The organism is Cytobacillus oceanisediminis 2691 (genome assembly GCF_007678455.1).
In the GTDB taxonomy this organism is placed as follows: Bacteria; Bacillota; Bacilli; order Bacillales; family Cytobacillaceae; genus Mesobacillus; species Mesobacillus oceanisediminis_A.
This window is the reverse complement of sequence record NZ_VEEP01000009.1, coordinates 57,420-76,485: the sequence shown is the minus strand read 5'-3', so window position 1 is coordinate 76,485 and position 19,066 is coordinate 57,420. Positions and strand designations below refer to the sequence as shown.

Here is a 19,066-nt window from a genome sequence, read left to right as displayed (position 1 = left end):
ATTTCCAGATTTTCAATATAGAAGCTCATATACTTCGTTTAGCTGATAGGCGCGTTTTTCATCCTGTTCATTATTCGCATACTCAATCGCTTCCGGTAAGATCTTATTCAAAAATTCTATTTCCTCAGCTGTCAGGACTTTGACAAAATCACCTTCAGAAGCGTAATTTTCGCTTTCTAACCTTTGATAGATTTTCTTGCTGAGTGGATATGTCTCTGTATAATTGGATACAATTTCACGAAGATAGGCCTGTGTTTTTTCCATCATCTACTCCTTGAAGTAATTTCTGAATTCTTCCGGATCAGTTGGTTGATCAGATTGGACATAAGGATTTTCCTCTGTGACTTCACTGGGATCCAGGCTGGTCTTTATGACCAGTTGCGGGCCTGTTCCCGGATTTGCATGCACCCTGTCTGTCATCTCCTTGAAGTCAGGAAGACTGTTACTGCCAGGCTGTTTCGGTTCCATTTCATAAACACCTCCATTCAATAAGTTGCATTATTGCCAGATCAATTATGTATTGAGCTAATTATTGGAAAAACTTCCAAACGTGTTTTTTACGAATAACGATAGGGAAATCTTTAAATGTATTAAATAGGAATGGGGTGGCGAATATTGAAAGCAGTTACGTACCAGGGTTCTAAAGATGTCCAAGTCAAAAATGTAGAGGCGCCGAAAATTGAGCATGAAAAAGACATGATCGTGAAAATCACTTCGACAGCGATTTGTGGGTCCGACCTTCACCTCTACCAGGGCAATATGCCGCTGCGGCCAGGCTACATCATAGGCCACGAGCCAATGGGGATCGTTGAAGAAGTAGGACCAGGTGTCGAGAACTTGAAAAAGGGAGACAGGGTCGTCATTCCATTTAACGTTTCATGCGGTGAATGTTTTTATTGTCAAAACCAAATGGAAAGTCAATGTGATAATACAAACGAGTACAAAGATACCGGTGCTTATTTTGGTTACACCGAGCAATACGGTAATCATCCAGGCGGACAGGCAGAATATTTGAAGGTGCCGTATGCTGATTTTACTTCTTTCGTTGTACCTGAATCTTGTGAGCTTGAAGATGAATCTTTATTATTTTTATCGGACGTTATACCAACAGCCTGGTGGAGTGTCGAACATGCAGGTGTGAAAAAAGGGGATACTGTCATTGTCCTGGGAAGCGGACCTGTTGGACTAATGACTCAGAAATTTGCCTGGATGAAAGGGGCAAAACGAGTTATTGCAGTTGACCATCTTGATTATAGGCTTATGCATGCCAGGAAAACAAACAATGTAGAAATTTTTGATTTCACTCAGGAGGATGATCCAGGGAAATTCCTGCAGGATCTTACGAATGGCGGGGCGGATGTCGTCATCGATTGTGTAGGGATGGATGGGAAAAAATCAGTGGTGGAAAAAGTTGAACAAAAATTGAAGCTGCAGGGCGGAACGCTTTCTGCGCTGGAAATTGCGCATACAGCTGTGCGCAAATTTGGTACAGTCCAGCTTACCGGTGTATATGGATTAAGATATAATATGTTCCCGCTTGGCCGATTTTTCGAACGTAATATTACGATGAAAATGGGACAGGCTCCGGTCATTCATTACATGCCAAAGCTTTTTGATATGGTTGTGAATGGAGAATTCGACCCAACTGATATCATTACCCACAAAATCCCGCTCGAAGATGCAGCGAAAGGGTATGATATATTTAACGACCGAAAAGATGATTGCATAAAAGTAGTTTTAAAACCATGATAAGACTTACTAAGGCAGCCTGATAACGGCTGTCTTTCTTCATGTCCAAGATCGTATTCGCGTTATCAATTGTTTCTTTAAAGGATATACCTGGCCTGGCATTAGCTATCAGGGGCCATTTTTTATATAATGAGGGAAATAAAACAGCGAGGAGCTTTTATTGTGGCAAAATTATTTGCTTCTTTTTATGACACGCTAATGAGTCCGCTTGAAAAAAGATGGATTGCGCATGTGAGGAAAAATATCATTTCTGGTCTAGAGGGGAAAATACTTGAGATTGGTGCAGGTACAGGGGCTAATTATCCATATTATTCAAAAGGAAAAGTGGATAGGCTTGTTTCCATTGAACCTAATCCGTATATGCTTGAGCAGGCACAAGAACAAGCTGAAAAGAATGGTTTGCAAGTTGAATTCCATAAGGGGATGGCCGAGTCGCTTCCATTTAGTGATGGAGAGTTCGATACAGTGGTCGCTACTCTAGTTTTATGTTCCGTCGAGGAACCCCGCCAAGTATTTAAAGAAATGAAAAGAGTATGCAAAAAGGGAGGCAGGATTGTCCTATTCGAACATGTAAGGACGGAATCCAAATCCCTTGCCGCCCTGCAGGATTTCCTCACGCCTGCTTGGAAGAGACTGTGTGACGGCTGTCATTTGAATCGGGATACCGGCCGTTACATGAGAGAATCCGGAATAGAGATGACAAGAGAAAAGAAATACTTCAAGGGTATCTTCGTTGAATACGAGGGAAAAGCATGATACAGGCACATCAGTCAGATCCTCTCCATACACTGTTATAAATAACTTGGGGAGGATTGAGATGTATCCTTATTATGATCATTATAGGCAAAATCAAAAATTAATCAATGACATAACCAAAGCCATCAATGGAGAATATACTGCTACGAAGTGTTACGCTGAGCTAGCAGCAATGGCACCGAATGAAGAACAGAAAAAGCGAATCAATGAAATATTGAATGATGAAAAAAAACATTTGCAACAGTTTTCTCAAATTTATTCCGCTCTTACGGGAAAGCAGCCTCAGCTTAAGATGACTGAAGAGTGCGCGAGGACTTACATCCAGGGACTTGAAGCATCCTTTAATGATGAACAAGTGACGGTAGATTTTTATCATGAAATTGGTGATGAAGCTGCCGACCCGGTCATAAAAGAGGTTTTCAGACGTGCGGCATATGATGAGCAAAACCACGCTGTGTGGTTCCTTTATTTTTACGGGAAAGAGAAGTAGGAGCTGGAGAATTCCAGTTCCTATTTTTATAGTTTTCACTATTTTTACATATTTAATATATAAATAATGAAGCGTTTTATACTAGAATGGGTATAGGGAAAATGAAATGCAGATTTGGAAATATTACATAGGGAGGAATAATTATGAAGAACAGTCTAGCAATTATTATTGGTTTTTTAATCTTTGGATCTTTATTTGTCGGCTGGAAAATCAGTCAGGATCTCGGACCTGCTGAAACAGCAACTGCTCCTCAGCAGTCAGAAGGGACAGCAAGCAATACCATTGAATTCAATCCGCCAAGCATGGAGGATGTTCCAGATGGGCCGCTGGGTGAAAGCATCAAATATGGATATGACTTAATGATGGAAACAAATACCCTCGCCGATGAGTATGTAGGCAATAATTTATCCTGTGCAAGCTGCCACGCAAACGGAGGCACAGTCAAGGATGAGGCGCCAATGATTGGGCTCACTGCTGTCTATCCAGAGTACAGGCCTCGTGAAGGAGAAGTATATACACTTGAAGATCGAATTAATGGCTGTATGATCCGCAGCATGAATGGAAAGATGATTCCTGAAGACAGTAAAGAAATGAGAGCGATGATTGCTTATTTGCATTATATGTCTGAAGGAGTACCTTCAGGGGCGGATATTCCCTGGAGAGCTGCAAAAGAGCCAAAACAATTTCCTGTTCCAAGCATAGAGGATGGAGAAAAGGTTTATGCACAATCATGTGCGGCTTGCCATGCAGCAGATGGAGGAGGAACTGGTACTAATACTGGGCCGGCTGTCTGGGGTGAACATTCCTTCAATGATGGAGCGGGAATGTCACGACTGACTAAAATGGCAGGATATGTCCAGAAGAATATGCCTAAGGGACAGGGAGGCACTTTGACTGACCAGCAGGCAATCGATGTAGCGGCGTATATCCTTTCACATGACAGACCAGAATTCACTGGGCATGAAGGAGACTGGCCAAAAGGCGGCAGACCAGCGGATATCATGAATAAAGAAAAACGTGAGCAGATTAAGAACGGAACAATCGACTGGGAAGCACTGGTTAGTGTAAAGAAATAAAGACGGGACAAACCCAGCACCTTTAATTAGGTGCTGGGTTTGTTCATAGCTGACCATTATAGAAATTCAGATAGCCGAACAGAAAAGAAACAGTTATGCTGATAAATACAATGCTGACGAGCACACAGGAAAGCAGCCAGTCTTTTTTTGAAATAGTGATGATATGATAATACTCTCTGTTTTTATCCCCTGTAAAACCTTTTGACTCCATCGCAATCGCTGTTCTCTCTGCTTTTCTGATCCCGTTTGCAAGCAAAGGGATGGTATATTTCTTGATTTGCCTGATTTTATCCATTATGGTTCTTGATCTCCCTGCTCCCCGCACACGGTGAGCATTCCTGATAATCTCAAACTCTTCCTTTATCAAAGGAAGGAATTGATACCCAGCCATGATGGAATAGGCCAATTTGGGTGATAGCCTGCATTGCTGCATCAAACTGTGAAGAAAGCGGATGGGATTTGTCGTCAGGACAAATAAAAGTGAGAGAGAGGCGAAACTCAATATTCTTAATCCCAGTGCCAAACTTCGCAGGAGACCCTCTGAAGTGATCGAAATGAACTGCCATTGCCAGATGATATTGTCTCCAGGATATGTCCGTGGAAACAAAAGGGATGACCAGACATAGACAATACTCATAAAAATGAAAGGTGAGAATAGCAGAATCCATCTCTTTAAGCTGACTTTGCCCAAAACAAAAGTGATTGCTACCGTTAATATAAGACTAATCAATGGAGTGATGGGATCAAAAAACACAGAAAGCATGATGATGCCGATCAGGACACTAAAAGCCTTCAAACTGGGATTCATGTTATTTAGCAAGATAACTTCCCTCCAGATACATTTCCAGTTCCTTGACGAACGGCAGCCTGAGGTTAGCCCTGGCCAATAGATCTGATTGGCTCCAAAGGAGATGGGGAGTATCGTAAAATAGCATTTTTCCTCCGTCCATCACCAACACTTTATCTGCATGCTGCTCGATGATATCCATATCATGGGTGATCATGATGATACAGCCTGTTTCGGGTAAAGCCTTTTTTATGAGATCAATCAGTTCTTTCGCTGTATTGGCATCCTGGCCGAATGTTGGTTCGTCCAGGAGAATGACTTCCTGACCATTGACGAGCATCGTCGCTACACTTAATCTCCTCTTTTGACCCTGGCTTAATGAAAAGGGGTGGCTGTATTCCTTATCCTCCATCCGCAGGAGTTTCAAAATTTCTTTTAATCTATCGTTTTGCTCATGTTTGTTTTGCCCCTTCAAGCTATAAAAGATTTCCTCTTTTACTGAATCCGTGATGAATTGATGTTCCGGGTTTTGGAAAACATAGCCCATTTTTCTCCATTTAGATGTTTCAAGCCAATCATCTAACCATTTTCCATAAAATTTTATTTCTCCTTCAAATTCGAGAAGGCCTGACAGACATCTTGAAAAGGTCGTCTTGCCCGAGCCGTTGGATCCTGCTATTGCTATAAATTCCCCTTCCTTTATAGACAAACTGATGTTTTCAATGATTGCTTTGTTGGTTTTTACATAGCCGACACCATTGGTTTCGAAAATGAATGCAGAGTGATCGTCTCTTTTCCTGTGCTCTTTACCTGAGAGGAGCTGGAGACATTTTTGGAAATCGTCTGTCTTCCTGATGATTTCAGCGATTGTAATGGGCAGGGAAGAGGTTGTGAGCAACCCGGCATTTCGCAATCTTAAACCAGCATCTACAGCCCTGGGGAGCCAGATTCCTTCCTTCGCCAGCATTTCTGCATAATCGGAAAAACAAATCCCTTCAGGTCCATCAAATATCAATTCACCCTCAGTGTTTAAAATCAGGCAGCGATCCATGAAATCCTGCCAATAATCAAGATTATGTTCGATGACAAGGATACTGAATGGGCGTTGCTTTTTCAAGCTTTTTAGCGTCCTGACAAGTTCAAAACTGGAGGCGGGATCAAGGTTTGCAGTTGGCTCATCAAGGATTAGCATCTCTGGCTCCATAGCCAGTGCACAGGCAATCGCGAGCTTTTGTTTTTGTCCTCCTGAAAGGCTTTGTATCACACGCTTCTTCATGGGAAGCATATCCACCAGTCCAAGAGCATTACGTATCCTTTGTTCAAATTCGGTTCTCGGAAGCCTGATGTTCTCAAGTATAAAGATTAATTCTTCTTCAACTGTCTGCATGCAGAATTGAGAATCTGGATCCTGCATGACCAAACCGATTTTTTGATTGATCTCTCCAGGAGCGAACGAGGAGATCTCAAGGCCTTTATATTGGATGCTTCCAGTTTTGATTCCGCCGATAGAGTCTGGATAAAGATTATTTAGACAATAAGCGAGGGTGCTTTTCCCGGAACCGCTTGGACCAAGTATAAAAATGTTCTCATTTTCATTAATATTAAAAGAGATATTTTCAAGTATGGAATCGTCCTCAAACTTGAAGTTTAAATTGGAGACTTCAAGCAAGGGAGTCTTATGCTGGCCGCTCATCGGCAAGCTTTTCCTTTCTTGCTTCTTTTCCAAGAGGGAAGCTATTCAGTGCCCCGGTCCTGGCAAGGCTGTCACTTATGTATTTGCCTGATAGTCCGGCTAGCAGTGCCCCGCTTAATAATCTTACAAAAAACATTGCTGCCACATAGCCTGGGGATAAAGCAGAAAATCCTCCCAAAAAATATCCCCAGACAAAACTGGTGATGGAAGATCCCATACCTGCAGTAATCAGTACCCATGTTGAGTAGCTTTTCCATTTTGTTGCGGCGAAGACTGCTTCAGCTCCCAGTCCCTGAATAAGACCTGCAAGGATCAGTCTTGGTCCTACGGCATTTCCAAGCATAACTTCTATTATGGCCGCTATGGTCTCGGACAGTACAGCTGCTCCAGGCTTTCTGATGATATAGGCAGCGATGATTGAAACAATGAACCAAATACCAAAAATCAAATCATAGCCTATCATACCGAATAACCCGACCAGAACATTTCCCACCTGTAAAAAAAGCAGGTACACGACACCGAAAACGACTGCAAGGACGGATAACACAATCACTTCACGAAGTTTCCAATTTTCGATCATTATTTTGCCTCCTTTCTTGAAGGACTATTTGCTGACATGGTTACAGTCATTACAATATGGGAAGAATCACTGGACCTCGCTCCGTCAAATGCTTTTTCTAAACCAGTGAATACCTGGTTCGCATCCCCATCAAGCCTGGAGGCATAATGCACTCCGCCACCGAACACACCTTGTTCCTCAACGGTCTTAATTTGATCCATGATTACCTCCATATAATTCGCTATTCCCAGTGGATAGAGTGCGAACTGGCAGGCAACTTCCTGGCTGATGCTGTTTGAGAGTTTTTCATTTAGCAATATGGAGTCTTCTGCCATCAAGGTATCGCCTGCAGAATCGCCAGGGCATCCATTTGAAAAGGTAGCATTCAGGACTACATGGTCTCCGCCTTTTGAAGCATTTAAAAAGATTGCTTTAACAACATCAAATACATGTTCAGACCGCCCGCGTGCACAGGTGCTAATATCATCTGTCTTCATCCATACTTTTGTTGTGTCTACTTCTTTCAGTGCTGACAGGATTATTTCCACGAATCTGTCTGACATGGGGTAAATCGAAAATCTTGCCCCAGTAATCTCGCTTGTACCGCACAAATTCTTTTCCATTTTCTCAACGACTCCCTTTTTTTAAGTCTCGGAAAAACAAAAACTGCATCCAGCGTGATGGATGCAGTCGAATACTATCGCTTATAAAAAAGGGGAACGATGAGTTTCTCCCGCACTTCCCCACGCTGGTATTATCCAGATCGAGTAATAAGGGTCAGAACAAAGTTCTTCTCAGCAAAAAGCTCCCCTAGTGCAAAAATCTATGCAGTTGTTGTTTCCAAAATTATCTTAAAGCAATTGTCCGAAATTGTAAATGGTTAATTATTTAAAAATAAATCATTCATAATCCTGGTGAAAAACCTTTCTAAGGCGGTATTCATCCAGAGTACCAAGTTCACTGTTGAGAAGCAATTCCATTTCCTCTAATGCACTTTTCGTAACCAAAGGATCACTTATGGCCCAGTTAACAGTATAAACGAAGTAATAATCTTTGATTTGGCGGAAAATAACTACGGAGTTAGGATACTTGTCAAATTGAGCTTTAATATTATATCTTTTTGTGTATGACCATATTGTCAGTTTCATAGATTATCTCCATCTTTTATCTTCTAAAAGGCATATATTTATAAGATACCCCTGGCGGATGGGGCGGAAACTGGTTCCGGGAACAACATAGTGTTTTATACTGAAGGAATATGCTAAAATAGAGGTCGTTGCAGTATAGTTAGCGACATATATCTACATAATATCAGATTGCTAGCAGATAGATAGAAGTTTTTGAAGGAGTTGGAGGGAAGTCAGCATTATGAATGAAGCCCAAAGGATTCAGTTAAACGTCAGGGTATCCAAAGAGACCTCGGACAAGCTTGATGAAATTGTAGAATACTATCAGGAAAATACGAAAATTGGCAGGATCTACAAAGGTGATGTTTTGACAGATATTATCGAAAAATCATATGAAATCATGCTCAAACAGAAGAGGCTGAATAGATAAAAACAGTGTGACAAATTGTCAATGAGTAAATGTGGCAAAATATTGAACAAAATAGTTGCGCTAATCAATAATTAGTCGTATTATTTAAATAATCTGAATAAACGATAAGGTGGTTATTGATTATGATGCGTATGGCAATTGCAGGTGTAGCCGGCTTTGTCCTTGTGTTCATTGAATCATATATTGTCATGGTCCTAAAAAATTATGAAGCGATCGATTTTGGGGGGATCGCCCCGTTTGTCAGTGTCTGGACAATGAATTTTTTCCTTGTTTTCTCAATTTTGACCCATATTAAATTTTGGTATGAAGACCGTGAAGCTCAGCGTGAAGAAGAAGCTGCAGAAAGAGATAGGTTCATCAGTTAATTAAGACGGAGAAAGGCAAAATCGCCTTTCTCTTTTTTTATTATGCATTTTCCCCATTTTCAATTCGGTCACGTTCTGCTTCTTCAGCCGCAATCCTTAATTCCTGGAAGAATAGCTGATCATTGCACACCATGCTGTGCTGCTGATCATGTTCAAGTTCCTGTTCAGATTTAATAATGTTGTTTTGCTCTCTTTTCACTTGATTCATCCTCCTTACTTTATACTTCTCAGTGTTTAATTTCCCTTACCTGCAAAAATCATGCAAACATATTTCTATTTTCAAAGTATTTTCCCAATACCAATATTTATACAAACCTTTAATCAAGCTTGGCCGGATGAGGAAGACTATATCAAAAATAGTAAAGGAGTTAGCCCAAATGGAAGCCATTTATTATTATGATGATCAAGTTCATTATCTTAAAATTGAGATTTTAGCAACTTCTAAAGAATCATCTTGGCAGGCTTACGTTTTTGACGATAATTGGAATGATATCCTTAGCAGTGCTTCATCTATATCCGAGAGGTTCACAGAGACAATCGAGTTTGCTAAGGAAGCATTTGGCATCCGAGGAAGGCTATCTATAGTGGAAAATCTTCCTCTTGATAACTCGCTTAAGGAGGCATTGGAGATAATGTTATTCCATTTGCAGGCATTGCTATTTTCGTCAGCTATCTTAGTAGAAAACGACTGCGAGCATTGGAACGTTATGGTTTTACAAAGGAAATCACAGCTGAGGGAGGAACTTTTTATCTCCTCGTCTCTGATGAAGCGGAACAGGACTCATGCAGGTTTTTATAAGCCAACACGAGCAAGTTGATTTATAAGAATGAAGCCTTTTCTTTTCTTAATGAAAAGGCTTTTTGTATGCAAGAGCAAAGATTATTGCCATGGCAGTGTTTTAAAAAACACCAATAAAAATGGTTAATGTTTATTCCTGAAAGGGTAGGAGAAAGGGGAGTGATTTATATACAGAAAGGAAGATGAGGCTTTGTCTGGCAAAATTAATGTAACTATCAACGGTGCCGAAGTGACGGCTGACGGAAATCAAACAATCCTTCAATACCTTTCAGACAGCTCGATTGAGGTACCAAATGTATGTTTTCATCCAAGCCTTGGACCTATTGAGACATGTGATACCTGTATTGTAGAAGTGAACGGAGAAATGGTCAGATCGTGTTCGACCGTCCTTAAAAACGGCGATATCATCGACACAGTTGCGCCTGATGTCAAGAAGGCACAAACAATGGCAATGGATAAAATCCTTTATAACCATGAACTGTACTGTACAGTCTGTGACTACAATAATGGGACTTGTGAGGTACATAACACAGTCAAAGAAATGAAAATCAATCACCAGAGCATCCCTTTTGACCAGAAACCCTATGAAAGGGATGAATCCAACCCTTTCTATCGTTATGATCCGGATCAGTGCATTTTATGCGGCAGATGCGTTGAAGCCTGCCAGGACGTACAGGTAACCGAAACTTTGAGGATTGACTGGGAGCGTGACCGTCCTAGAGTCATTTGGGACAACGATGTGCCAATCAATGAATCATCGTGCGTGTCTTGCGGCCATTGTTCAACGGTTTGCCCTTGTAATGCAATGATGGAAAAAGGAATGGAAGGTGAAGCGGGCTTCTTGACAGGGATTGCGAAAGAAACATTGCGCCCGATGATTGAGATTACCAAGGGAGTGGAAACGGGATATGGATCCATTCTCGCGATTTCAGATATGGAATCGGAGATGCGTGACTCAAGAATCAAGAAGACGAAGACTGTTTGCACCTACTGTGGAGTTGGATGCAGCTTCGATGTATGGACGAAAGGACGTGAAATCCTGAAGGTTGAACCACAGGTTGAGGCCCCTGCAAATGGTATTTCTACTTGTATAAAAGGTAAATTCGGCTGGGATTTTGTCAATAGTGAGGAACGCCTGACTAAGCCGCTCATCCGTGAAGGCGACAGCTTCAGGGAGGCCGAGTGGGAAGAGGCATTGAACCTGATGGCAAAGAAATTCACTGAAATCAAGAATGAATTTGGCCCCGATTCCCTGGGCTTCATTACTTCATCCAAATGTACAAATGAAGAGTCTTATTTAATGCAGAAGCTTGCCAGGTCAGTAATCGGTACAAATAACGTCGATAATTGTTCAAGATATTGCCAAACCCCTGCTACAGTAGGACTGTTCAGGACAGTCGGTCACGGAGGGGATGCAGGGTCCATCAAGGATATCGCGATGGCTGATTTAGTCATCATTATCGGATCGAATACTGCCGAGGCTCATCCAGTCCTGGCAACAAGGGTAAAACGTGCCCAAAAACTTAATGGTCAAAAGCTGATTGTGGCTGATCTTCGCGAGCATGAAATGGCGGACCGTGCGGATATGTTCGTTAGACCTAAAGCAGGAAGCGACCTAGTCTGGATTTCGGCGGTAACAAAATATATCATCGACCAGGGCTGGGCAGATGAAGAATTCCTGAATAATAAAGTAAACGGTCTTTCCGAGTATGTTGACAGCCTGGAAGGATTTACGCTGGAATATGCGGAAAAAACATCAGGACTATCGAAAGAAACACTCATCGAGATCGCTAAAAGTATCCATGAAGCAAAAAGTGTTTGCGCATTATGGGCCATGGGAGTTACACAGCATCTTGGCGGAAGTGACACTAGTACTGCAATATCAAATTTGTTGCTGATTACCGGAAATTATGGTCGTCCTGGAACTGGTGCGTACCCACTGCGCGGGCACAATAACGTGCAGGGTGCAGGCGATTTTGGCAGCGCCCCCGATTCACTGCCAGGATATCAAAAGGTATTTGATGATGCTGCTCGTCAGAAATTCGAACAGGCATGGGGCACTAAGCTTCCGGCAGAGCCAGGCATCAATAATCATGACATGGTTGAAGGAATGCATGATGGAACGCTCAAAGCGCTTTACGTTAAGGGCGAAGAAATGGGACTTGTGGATTCCAACATCAACCATGTCCAAGCGGGCTATGAAAAGCTGGATTTCTTTGTTGTCCAGGATGTGTTCTTCTCAAGGACTGCACAGTTCGCTGACGTAGTACTGCCAGCAAGTCCTAGCTTTGAAAAAGAAGGTACGTTCACGAATACGGAGCGCAGGATTCAGCGCTTATACCAGGTGTTTGAGTCAATGGGTGAATCCAAGCCGGATTGGCAGATCTTGATTGAAGTGGCAAACCGCCTTGGCGCTGGATGGACTTATGAGCACCCAAGTGAAATTATGGCAGAGGCGGCCAGTATGATGCCGATCTATTCCGGTGTCACTTATGAACGCCTGGATGGATACAACAGTCTTCAATGGCCGGTTCAGCCGGATGGCACTGACAGTCCTGTCCTGTATTTGGATGGATTTCCGTTCCCTGATGGAAAAGCAAGGCTTCATCCGGTTAAATGGTCCATTCCGGTTCAGTTTGGTGAAGAATATGACATCCACGTCAACAATGGCCGTTTGCTGGAGCATTTCCATGAAGGGAATCTTACCTATAAATCAGAAGGTATTTCATCAAAAACTCCAGAAACCTTCCTTGAAGTATCACCTGAGCTTGCCGAAGACAGAGGCCTGAAAGATGGAACACTGGTAAGATTAACCTCACCATATGGCAATGTTAAGGTCAGATGTGTGGTAACTGACAGAGTTCAGGGGAAGGAAGTCTATCTGCCAATGAATGACCAGGGTGATGCGGCAATCAATCTCCTGACAAGCAGCTTTGCAGATAAGGACACGGACACTCCTGCATATAAGGAGACGAAGGCAAAAATGGAAATCCTTCAATATGAAGGCGTCAATCCATTGCCAAGGAACAATTTCAGATATGGAAATCCACAGCCGCAAATCGGTGTACAAGTCCAGAAGAAGTGGGAGCGTCCAGATTATATCTTCCCTGGAGATCTTGTGAAAAAGGAGCGGACCCAGCATGGCTAAAGCAATCACAAATATTAAACGGATCGAGCTGACTGAGGAACAGAAAAGAAAGATGGATCTGGAAGAAATCGAGACTGCATTGCTAGATAACAAGGATTCGATTTTACAGTCACTAGACATCATCAAGCATATGAATGAGCGCGGCGTTTTGTCGCTTCTTGACGGATTGTTCAGCGAGGGGGATAAAGTCCTTAACGTCCTTGTTAAAGCGGCAGACAACACTGAAGCTACGAATACATTAAAGAACCTGCTGCTGATGGTAGGTGTTCTTGGAACCATAAATGTCCAGCAGCTCGAGCCGCTATTGTTGAAATTGAATTCCGGTATTGCCAGAGTGGCAGAATACCGTGATAGTGATGATGACAAGCTTGGTTATTTCGATATTGTCCGTTCACTGAAGGATCCGGAAATCAACCGTGCTTTGTCACTGCTCTTTGAATTCCTCAAAGGCATGGGTGAAAAAACGGAAGGACTGGAAAGGACGACCCAGCTTCCAGAAGATCAGGACATTCACCAGAGCAAGGATGGCCGGTTGGAGAATCGGTAAAAAAAATAATGCAGGGGGCATTCTGATATCATTTGATGTCAATGCTCCCTGCTTTTTTAGGTTTGATTTTTCTTTTATAGGTTAAAAGTAAAAGACTGTAAGGCGAACCCAAATAGAGAGGATGACAGCTGTGGAACCTGTCGAAGTTAAAAGGGAAATCCTTCGTTTCGGGAATGGCCAGGCTGAAAGACTGGAAGACAGCATTGTTACAGAATTCACTGTCACAGTGAAAGTGAATGGGGAAGAACTTGTAACGATGGTCTGCACGCCAGATTATATTGAAGAAATGGTCATAGGGTATCTCGCTTCCGAAGGAATCATCAAAAAATATACGGATATAGAAGATTTATGGATTCAGGAGAAAGAGGGATTTGTCCATGTGAAAATAACCTCGCGATCCAACTCTATTTATAGGAATCTGCAGGGGAAACGTTATTTAACATCCTGCTGTGGAGCGAGCAGGTCTGGATTTGTATTCGCTACTGATGCAATGACAGCCAAAAAACTTCACCAGATTGGAACTGAGCTCGAAGTTGAGGATTGCTTCAGGCTAATGGAAGAAATGCAGGAATCCGCTGAACTTTTTCAGAATACAGGGGGAGTCCATAATGCATCTCTTTGCAGTCTGTTTGGCCCTGTCGTTTCTCGAATGGATATAGGCCGCCACAATGCCCTCGATAAAATATATGGACATTGTCTGAAGAATGATATCTCGATACATGATAAAGTGATTGTTTTCAGCGGCAGAATTTCCTCAGAGATTTTATTGAAGGCAGCTAAAATCGGCTGTCCAATCGTACTGTCCAAGTCTGCCCCAACAGAACTTGCCCTAAAACTTGCTGATGAATTGGGGATCACCACTATTGGTTTTATCAGGAATCGATCGCTGAATGTTTATACGCACCCTGAACGTATTGCAGAAGCAAAATACGGAGTCAAAGAAAGTCAGGTATAAACCCCTGGCTTTTCTTTATTCCTTAGCTCATTAACATTCATAAGCTTCTCTGTATCAGCTTTGGTATAAGGGATGTAAAAGTATGGGAAAATGGAGGTGAAAGCTGAAGGAGTGATAGAATGGGTGAAAAAGAAATGCGAGAGATGTTCGAATGGGCAGGCCTCTCCACCATTTATGACCAACATGGCTACAAAATGTGGCTCAGCGGCCTTGAAGACAGCATTGATGCCGAACTGTTAGATCACTTTGCAGATGCATATTCATTTGAGAATGCCGAAATGTACTATGATGAATTCCTCTTCCATTTAAGGATTTTTAAGAACATCATAAAAAATAATGAGTTGCCACCCCGATATTGGTGAGCTCTACAGGTAGATATATATTGAGAGAGGAGAAAGGTATGCAGCCAATATCAGATCATTTAAAGAAAAAGCTGGATGTTGTCTTTGTCGGTTTCAATCCAAGCATACGATCATCCGAAACAGGGCATCATTACGCCAATCCAAATAACCGGTTTTGGAAAATTCTTTATGAATCTGGGATTACTCCTAGAAAATATGATTCATCCGAGGATTACAAGCTTTTGGAGCTCGGATACGGCATGACGAATATTGTCGCGAGACCGACCAAAGCAGCAGATGAAATTACGAAAGACGAATATCAGCAGGGAAAACTGGAGCTGAGGAAAAAAATTGAGGAATACCGTCCGAGAATTGTCTGCTTCGTTGGCAAGGGAGTTTATCAGCAATACAGCGGAAAAAAAGTTATACCATGGGGAAAGCAAGATGAATGCGTAGTGGCAGGAACAATCGATTTCGTCGCACCATCGTCAAGTGGCCTGGTCAGAATGAAAATAGATGAAATCGTCGAGATTTATAAACAATTGCCGGAGTGGATTGAGATATTAAATACAGATTAAAAGACTTTGGTTCGGGTAGAATGTCGTCCATCAAATCCGGAAAAGAGAAAAAGAGGTCACCAACAGGCTTAATTGGTGACCAACAAGAATTGCCTATGTGATAATGTAAGTCTTAATCCTAATATTTATCCTTTGTTGTCATTACTCAAACACATGGTCAATCTGATCATATCCCTGCAATGGATCCCGTTCTCGTATATGGGTTCAGGGTAATTACTCAAGAAAAAGTCCTGGATGATGCTGGTGATCCTGAAGCCAGCTTTCTGGTAAAGAGCAAGCTGGTTAATGCTCGAATTTCCTGTACCAATTTCGATGGTCTTATACCCCGTTTTTCTGGCCAATTGAATTCCATGTGCAATTAGGCTTTTTCCGATGCCTTTGCCTTGAGCAGGTTCAGCGACTGCCAGGTTTTTTATTTCTATGCTGTGTCCTCCTGCCGGCAGCAGCACGATTACTCCCAGGGTCTCACTGGCATCCGATTCAGCGACATAACACAATCCTTCTTCTAGATATTGAGATGCCATGTCCTGTGAAGGATCGGCAAGAAGCAGCAGATCCCAGGGAGGCTGTTCGCCTTGTTTCAGCCTCCTAATTTCCATCTTGAACCCCCCTCATAAAAAGCTGGTAAGTAATTCTGATTAGCACGTAGCCTATTGCTCCGCCCAGTGTGTTAAGAATTATATCATCAATATCAAAACTGCCGACCCTGGTAAAAAACTGGAGGATCTCGACCAGTGCAGTTGTGAGGAGAACAGTTCCGGTTGTCCTCCAAAATCCGATGAATCGCTCAAACAACCATGGGAGGAAGATGCCCAATGGCAGGAATGCCAGGATATTTCCAAACAGGTTGGAAATCCATATGCTTTGATTGATATGGGATGATGCTTTGATATAGTCTGTAATCGTTTTGAATGGAATGATGTTATAGGGGTTTGAGCCAGCAGTGTTCAGCTCGTATGCTGCCTGTCTGTATGGACTGAGGAATAACAAAACGGCAGCAATGATGATATATAGCGTAAAGAGACTGTAAGAGGTGGCTGTTATCCATTTTTTGTATTTGGAATCTATTTGATTAATCATGTATTCTCCTAAAATCTTAATCTATATTTTGGTCATAAAATAAAAAACCTTACCATGGCAAGGCTTAGCAGATTATAACTATGAGCCTGCAAAGCAGGGCCTCTGCCGTCCGTACAGTGGTTAAGTGTCCCGCAACAAGCGAATGTCCGGCAGAGGCAGTTTTATTTTAACACATACATAAAGGAAAAATACACTTTGAAAGGTGGATACTTTTATTTTTAAATCGAATAGTGGTATGATAACAGTGATTTTACATTAAGGAGATGATTTTCATGGCGAAAAAAGGATACATAGAAATGCAAAATGGAGAAAAAATCGAATTCGAACTATATCCAAACGAAGCACCTGGAACAGTTGCGAACTTTGAAAAGCTTGCAAACGAAGGCTTTTATAATGGATTGACTTTCCACCGTGTCATTCCTGGATTTGTTAGCCAGGGGGGATGCCCAAATGGAACAGGTACTGGCGGACCAGGATATACCATCAAATGTGAAACAGAAGGCAATCCGCACAAGCACGAACCGGGTTCACTTTCAATGGCGCATGCAGGTAAAGATACAGGCGGAAGCCAGTTCTTCATCGTACATGAATCACAGCCGCACTTAAACGGTGTCCATACTGTTTTTGGAAAAGTGACTTCCAACCTGGAAGCTGCCAAAGGGATGAGCAATGGCGATGTTATGGAAAAAGTCGTTGTAACAGAAGAATAATTGAGTATGAAAAAGAGCCCGCGGGCTCTTTTTTTTATACTCAATTACCTATTGAATCGAACATACGCTCTTGTTAAGATGGAGAGGATAAATCTTACAGGCTAATATTCAATATATTTGACTGTATTATCTAATATTGATTAAATTAGATTATAGAATCTAATTTATGATAGGTGGTCTGGCAATGATACCGGCTTCAGTTTTTATTATGGATGTATCAAACTCTTCTTCTGCTGATAATGGAGAAACATTGAGCCGCTATTTAAGTAAGCTTGAATCAACGGTCAAGTCTTGGTCTGGGAGGGTTCAGGTAAATCACAGGGCAGGCGATGAATTGATTGTACTGGCAGAAGGATATTCATCTGCTTTTATCATCGCCTTTTATATTAGCAGAATTTGGGGTTATCGTCTGAATGCTCCCTATTTTGGACTATCCTTTGGCGGCATAGAGAAGAACATCGATACAATTGATATCGAAAAATGGATCCACCCTCTGGTGAAACAGGCAAGAGACGCCAATGAATACCTGAAAAAACAAAAGGACAGGGAATCATTCCATTTTCAAAGTATTGATATTGAGCCCGAACTTCTGGATATGATGAATGGCGTGCTGAGCCTTCAGCATGTATTAAGCGCACAGCAGACTGAAATACAGCGTTTGGTTTGTTCACTGTATTTAATTTATGGCAAGCAGAATGCGGTAGCAGACCTCCTTGGCCGATCAGCACCTACTGTTTACAGTCATTTCAAGAAGGGGCATAGCGAACAAATTTTTCAAAGTTTCCGAGAAATTGTCGGTGTTTTGGAGTCCATTGAGGCTAAATCATTCCCGGACTTGAAGCTCCATAGGGAGAATGTCATACAAACTAATATTAAAAACGACATCAAAGGCCAGGTGCGGGAAGTTTTTAGACTCTAGGTTCAGGGGAAAGGAGAGGGAGCATGCTTTTATTAAGTCTTATCATCGCGCATTTAATAGCGGACTTTTACCTGCAGACAGATCGTATGGTAGAGGCCAAACTAAGGAGTTTGAAAAAGCATATACTTCATCATTTAATGGTGAACACTCTGGTCCTGGGAGCAGGCTGGTCCCTTTTTAATCAGGAAAATGATCCAGTAATGGCTGTAATATGGCCAGTCCTGTTCATTACATTCACCCATTTGATTATTGATCTATTAAAAATCAAACTCATTGATCAATATACAGCAAGCGGTCATCTCAATAAATTATGGTTCTTTGTCCTGGATCAGCTTCTTCATCTCACCATGCTGTTGGCTGCACTGCAATTGTTTTACAAAATTCCACTAGTTATGTATATAAAGAGATTTATAGGGCTTCTTTTCACAGAAGGCCGGCAATTGGATCCAGCCTCCATCTTGCTGGTTATTTTGGTCATTTTGATTCTGGGTACAACGGTAAGCGGCCATATTATCAAAATCCTGCTTGGCACACTGCCTGGCCAGCTTTTGACCTTTGAAGGGAAATATACTTTCAAAAACGAAATGACCGGCCCTTCATACCCAAAAAATAAGGGAGATAGCGGACTCTCTGAGCAATACAGCTACATGATCTTCAACAAACACGACCTTTCCCGCGGAAAACTGATTGGCTACATCGAAAGGCTGCTTGTCATCCTTCTTACTTATTATAGCTCATATCCGGCAATCGCCTTCATTGTGACTGCGAAATCAATCGCCCGCTTCAAGCAAATGGACGACAGGGACTGGGCGGAATATTTCTTGCTCGGCACACTGACCTCCATGTTCCTTGGCATCATGTTCGGGATTCTACTTAGAGAATTAATCAATTAACAAGAACTTGCCGTGCAAGTTTCGGCTTAAAATGAGGATTTATTTAATAATAGATTTTGATAAC

Annotated in this window: 25 protein-coding genes and 1 riboswitch; of the genes, 15 read left to right on the top strand and 10 right to left on the bottom strand. The window is 42.0% G+C overall.

Going from position 1 to position 19,066, the window contains the following annotated elements; genetic code table 11:
* Positions 1 to 12: 12 nt before the first annotated feature.
* A complete protein-coding gene (locus tag FS736_RS17525; protein ID WP_144480027.1) occupies positions 13 to 264 on the bottom strand; it encodes a sigma-G-dependent sporulation-specific acid-soluble spore protein CsgA in 252 nt (83 codons plus the stop codon).
* Positions 265 to 267: 3 nt separating this feature from the next.
* A complete protein-coding gene (locus FS736_RS17520) occupies positions 268 to 468 on the bottom strand; it encodes a hypothetical protein (RefSeq protein ID WP_144479647.1) in 201 nt (66 codons plus the stop codon).
* A 147-nt stretch (positions 469 to 615) separates the two neighbouring features.
* On the opposite strand from FS736_RS17520, the gene FS736_RS17515 reads away from it, so the two are divergent.
* The 4 genes from FS736_RS17515 (at position 616) to FS736_RS17500 (ending at position 4,071) form a co-directional block, all read left to right on the top strand.
* The gene (locus tag FS736_RS17515; RefSeq protein WP_144479645.1) at positions 616 to 1,749 is read left to right on the top strand and encodes a zinc-dependent alcohol dehydrogenase; all 1,134 of its coding nucleotides are present in this window, start codon (positions 616 to 618) and stop codon (positions 1,747 to 1,749) included.
* A 162-nt stretch (positions 1,750 to 1,911) separates the two neighbouring features.
* Positions 1,912 to 2,505, top strand: a complete 594-nt coding sequence (locus tag FS736_RS17510) for a class I SAM-dependent methyltransferase (RefSeq protein WP_186326831.1) — start codon at positions 1,912 to 1,914, stop codon at positions 2,503 to 2,505.
* A gap of 61 nt (positions 2,506 to 2,566) precedes the next feature.
* Positions 2,567 to 2,995: a ferritin-like domain-containing protein gene (locus tag FS736_RS17505; protein ID WP_144479641.1), complete on the top strand. Its 429-nt coding sequence runs from the start codon at positions 2,567 to 2,569 to the stop codon at positions 2,993 to 2,995.
* Positions 2,996 to 3,138: 143 nt separating this feature from the next.
* Positions 3,139 to 4,071 carry a c-type cytochrome gene (locus FS736_RS17500; RefSeq protein ID WP_144479640.1) on the top strand — a complete coding sequence of 311 codons (933 nt, stop codon included), beginning with the start codon at positions 3,139 to 3,141 and terminating at the stop codon, positions 4,069 to 4,071.
* A 43-nt stretch (positions 4,072 to 4,114) separates the two neighbouring features.
* Here FS736_RS17500 and FS736_RS17495 read toward each other — a convergent pair whose 3' ends face one another.
* The 5 genes from FS736_RS17495 to FS736_RS17475 all read right to left on the bottom strand — a co-directional run bounded on the left by FS736_RS17495 (position 4,115) and on the right by FS736_RS17475 (position 8,258).
* Positions 4,115 to 4,891 (bottom strand): energy-coupling factor transporter transmembrane component T family protein, encoded by a 777-nt coding sequence (locus FS736_RS17495; RefSeq protein ID WP_260983638.1) that lies wholly within the window; start codon positions 4,889 to 4,891, stop codon positions 4,115 to 4,117.
* On the bottom strand, positions 4,881 to 6,551 hold the full coding sequence (locus FS736_RS17490) for an ABC transporter ATP-binding protein (protein WP_144479635.1): 1,671 nt from the start codon (positions 6,549 to 6,551) through the stop codon (positions 4,881 to 4,883). Before FS736_RS17490 ends, FS736_RS17495 begins: the two co-directional genes overlap by 11 nt.
* Positions 6,535 to 7,131 (bottom strand): ECF transporter S component, encoded by a 597-nt coding sequence (locus FS736_RS17485; RefSeq protein ID WP_144479633.1) that lies wholly within the window; start codon positions 7,129 to 7,131, stop codon positions 6,535 to 6,537. Before FS736_RS17485 ends, FS736_RS17490 begins: the two co-directional genes overlap by 17 nt.
* Positions 7,131 to 7,733, bottom strand: coding sequence for a YkoF family thiamine/hydroxymethylpyrimidine-binding protein (locus FS736_RS17480; RefSeq protein WP_144479631.1), 603 nt, complete (start codon positions 7,731 to 7,733; stop codon positions 7,131 to 7,133). The genes FS736_RS17485 and FS736_RS17480 overlap by 1 nt, the downstream gene beginning before the upstream one ends.
* A gap of 100 nt (positions 7,734 to 7,833) precedes the next feature.
* A riboswitch (TPP riboswitch) is annotated at positions 7,834 to 7,932 on the bottom strand.
* 77 nt (positions 7,933 to 8,009) lie between these two features.
* The gene (locus FS736_RS17475) at positions 8,010 to 8,258 is read right to left on the bottom strand and encodes a hypothetical protein (protein ID WP_144479629.1); all 249 of its coding nucleotides are present in this window, start codon (positions 8,256 to 8,258) and stop codon (positions 8,010 to 8,012) included.
* Positions 8,259 to 8,478: 220 nt separating this feature from the next.
* Between FS736_RS17475 and FS736_RS17470 the strand changes: the two genes are divergently transcribed.
* The gene (locus FS736_RS17470; RefSeq protein WP_144479627.1) at positions 8,479 to 8,667 is read left to right on the top strand and encodes a hypothetical protein; all 189 of its coding nucleotides are present in this window, start codon (positions 8,479 to 8,481) and stop codon (positions 8,665 to 8,667) included.
* A gap of 122 nt (positions 8,668 to 8,789) precedes the next feature.
* Positions 8,790 to 9,032: a hypothetical protein gene (locus tag FS736_RS17465; RefSeq protein ID WP_144479625.1), complete on the top strand. Its 243-nt coding sequence runs from the start codon at positions 8,790 to 8,792 to the stop codon at positions 9,030 to 9,032.
* Positions 9,033 to 9,072: 40 nt separating this feature from the next.
* On the opposite strand, the gene FS736_RS24400 is transcribed toward FS736_RS17465, so the two are convergent.
* Positions 9,073 to 9,231 (bottom strand): hypothetical protein, encoded by a 159-nt coding sequence (locus FS736_RS24400; protein WP_186326830.1) that lies wholly within the window; start codon positions 9,229 to 9,231, stop codon positions 9,073 to 9,075.
* A gap of 178 nt (positions 9,232 to 9,409) precedes the next feature.
* Between FS736_RS24400 and FS736_RS17460 the strand changes: the two genes are divergently transcribed.
* The 6 genes from FS736_RS17460 (at position 9,410) to mug (ending at position 15,400) form a co-directional block, all read left to right on the top strand.
* Positions 9,410 to 9,850, top strand: coding sequence for a hypothetical protein (locus tag FS736_RS17460; RefSeq protein ID WP_144479623.1), 441 nt, complete (start codon positions 9,410 to 9,412; stop codon positions 9,848 to 9,850).
* Positions 9,851 to 10,021: 171 nt separating this feature from the next.
* Positions 10,022 to 12,979 (top strand): formate dehydrogenase subunit alpha, encoded by a 2,958-nt coding sequence (fdhF, locus tag FS736_RS17455; protein WP_144479621.1) that lies wholly within the window; start codon positions 10,022 to 10,024, stop codon positions 12,977 to 12,979.
* A complete protein-coding gene (locus tag FS736_RS17450; protein WP_144479619.1) occupies positions 12,972 to 13,526 on the top strand; it encodes a helical membrane plugin domain-containing protein in 555 nt (184 codons plus the stop codon). Before fdhF ends, FS736_RS17450 begins: the two co-directional genes overlap by 8 nt.
* 130 nt (positions 13,527 to 13,656) lie before the next feature.
* Positions 13,657 to 14,481, top strand: coding sequence for a formate dehydrogenase accessory sulfurtransferase FdhD (gene fdhD, locus FS736_RS17445; protein ID WP_144479617.1), 825 nt, complete (start codon positions 13,657 to 13,659; stop codon positions 14,479 to 14,481).
* 119 nt (positions 14,482 to 14,600) lie between these two features.
* The gene (locus FS736_RS17440) at positions 14,601 to 14,843 is read left to right on the top strand and encodes a hypothetical protein (protein ID WP_144479614.1); all 243 of its coding nucleotides are present in this window, start codon (positions 14,601 to 14,603) and stop codon (positions 14,841 to 14,843) included.
* A gap of 38 nt (positions 14,844 to 14,881) precedes the next feature.
* Positions 14,882 to 15,400, top strand: coding sequence for a G/U mismatch-specific DNA glycosylase (gene mug / locus FS736_RS17435; RefSeq protein WP_144479612.1), 519 nt, complete (start codon positions 14,882 to 14,884; stop codon positions 15,398 to 15,400).
* A 125-nt stretch (positions 15,401 to 15,525) separates the two neighbouring features.
* On the opposite strand, the gene FS736_RS17430 is transcribed toward mug, so the two are convergent.
* The gene (locus tag FS736_RS17430) at positions 15,526 to 15,999 is read right to left on the bottom strand and encodes a GNAT family N-acetyltransferase (protein WP_144479611.1); all 474 of its coding nucleotides are present in this window, start codon (positions 15,997 to 15,999) and stop codon (positions 15,526 to 15,528) included.
* On the bottom strand, positions 15,989 to 16,480 hold the full coding sequence (locus FS736_RS17425; protein WP_144479609.1) for a VanZ family protein: 492 nt from the start codon (positions 16,478 to 16,480) through the stop codon (positions 15,989 to 15,991). The genes FS736_RS17430 and FS736_RS17425 overlap by 11 nt, the downstream gene beginning before the upstream one ends.
* Positions 16,481 to 16,752: 272 nt before the next feature.
* Here FS736_RS17425 and FS736_RS17420 point away from each other — a divergent pair, with 272 nt between their 5' ends.
* From FS736_RS17420 to FS736_RS17410, 3 genes are all read left to right on the top strand, one after another.
* A complete protein-coding gene (locus tag FS736_RS17420; RefSeq protein WP_144479606.1) occupies positions 16,753 to 17,190 on the top strand; it encodes a peptidylprolyl isomerase in 438 nt (145 codons plus the stop codon).
* 184 nt (positions 17,191 to 17,374) lie between these two features.
* Complete coding sequence (locus FS736_RS17415) at positions 17,375 to 18,109, top strand: helix-turn-helix domain-containing protein (RefSeq protein WP_144479605.1); 735 nt, start codon at positions 17,375 to 17,377, stop codon at positions 18,107 to 18,109.
* 23 nt (positions 18,110 to 18,132) lie between these two features.
* A complete protein-coding gene (locus tag FS736_RS17410; protein WP_144479602.1) occupies positions 18,133 to 19,002 on the top strand; it encodes a DUF3307 domain-containing protein in 870 nt (289 codons plus the stop codon).
* Positions 19,003 to 19,066: the final 64 nt, after the last annotated feature.